This window comes from Sulfuricaulis sp., from assembly GCF_049587675.1.
GTDB lineage: Bacteria > Pseudomonadota > Gammaproteobacteria > Acidiferrobacterales > Sulfurifustaceae > Sulfuricaulis.
On the sequence record NZ_JBAVEJ010000049.1, the window covers coordinates 1 to 1,576 of the forward strand.

The 1,576-nt window shown below is 56.8% G+C and carries 2 protein-coding genes; one reads left to right on the top strand and one right to left on the bottom strand.

The features are described from left to right. The first annotated feature begins 258 nt into the window (after positions 1-258). The gene (locus WB402_RS02540; RefSeq protein WP_424205347.1) at positions 259-1,005 is read left to right on the top strand and encodes an SDR family oxidoreductase; all 747 of its coding nucleotides are present in this window, start codon (positions 259-261) and stop codon (positions 1,003-1,005) included. Between the two features lie 78 nt (positions 1,006-1,083). Here WB402_RS02540 and WB402_RS02545 read toward each other — a convergent pair. Next, on the bottom strand, positions 1,084-1,576 hold a 493-nt coding region (locus tag WB402_RS02545; RefSeq protein ID WP_424205348.1), incomplete at its 5' end, for a DUF4910 domain-containing protein.

Consider the following 1,576-nt stretch of genomic DNA (forward strand, 5'->3'; position numbering starts at 1 on the left):
CAGAAAAATCCACAAATACGGCTCGGGAAACCACTTCAGTGCGGAAAAAGATATGATCGCCGCAAATACAACCAGAACACCACCCACCAACATATTCCCCAGCATATGGACCTCCCAGCATATTGCCCTCAGCACGAGGGAGAATCATCCGCCGCCATGTCAAGCGGCCCGCTCCACGTCTATTGACAGGCTTAGAATATAACCCCTAATCTTGCGGCACACTAGCGCTTCACCATGACACGCCGCGAACAATCCAGCATGGCACCAAGCACGTCCAGCAATTTACGCAACCAGCTCGCTGTCGTTACCGGCGCCGGAAGCGGTATCGGTCTGGCCATCGCCAGTGCACTGGCGGAGCACGGAGCCGTTGTCCAGCTCGTCGGTCGCCAACGAGCACCGCTTGACGACTTACGCACAAAACTCATCAGCGCCGGAAATCAGGCCGAAACCCTCCCCTGCGACCTCACGCGCGACGAGGAGATCCAGGTGTTACGGGATCGGCTCGTGGCCAAGCATGGGCGGGTGGACATCCTGGTGCACAGCGCCGGTACCATTTCACTCGGACCCATTGCCTCTGCGCCCATCAGCGATTTCGACAACCAGTACCGAATAAACGTGCGCGCTCCGTATTTACTCACTCAGGTGCTCCTGCCGCTGATACAAAAAGGCCAAGGCCAGATCGTTTTCGTCAACTCGAGCGTGGGGCTTCGGACCAAAGAGCACGTGGGCGCCTATGCCGCGACCAAGCATGCGCTCAAGGCGATCGCCGACACGCTGCGCATGGAAATCAACTCTTCCGGAGTTCGCGTGCTGAGTGTTTATCCGGGCAATACCGCCACTTCGATGCAAGAGACCGTGCAAAGCTATGCTGGGGAGCGTATCGACGCAAAGTATCTACTCCAACCCACCGATATCGCCTCAACTGTTATTCATGCCTTGTGCCTGCCACGGACCGCTGAAGTCACCGATATCCACATTAGACCCTTCAAGAAACCACCACGGTGACCCAACCCGGATAGCGCGGGCGGATGCCATCGCCAGCTCGGGGTTCGTGAAGCAGGCGTGGATCTCCTGATTTTTAACTTATCGCGGCGTAGTGGCTACCTGAAGTAACCCGTGCTGCTCCAAAACTTGCGCAGTCGAACTGATAAGGCTGAAAGGCGCTTGTGCCCGCTCGGCGATATCGAGAAGGGAATGGCGCCCATCGGACATATTCAATACCCAGAGCATCGCGAGCTGTTTTTTAGCGACGTCGCTGTCGCCGCCAATGGCAGCATAGAGACCGCGCTTGCCGAGCTGTGGCTCGCACTTCGGATTCAAATTCATATAGTACCGGTTGCGTTCGAGCACCTCGACCACATCGCGATAACAGACGAGCGATTCCCGAACATGCTCGGGGCGCACGAAATCGAGGTTATCGGCGGAGGTATGGTATTCGGGAAAGCTGCCATGGGGCGAACGCATCAGACAACCGACCGGTAGATCGAAACCCGGTGAGCAATACTGTCTTTCATCGTATCCGTAGGGAAAGAAATCTTGCACCGTCCACGAACGGCCGGAATGCGCGAGAACGTGC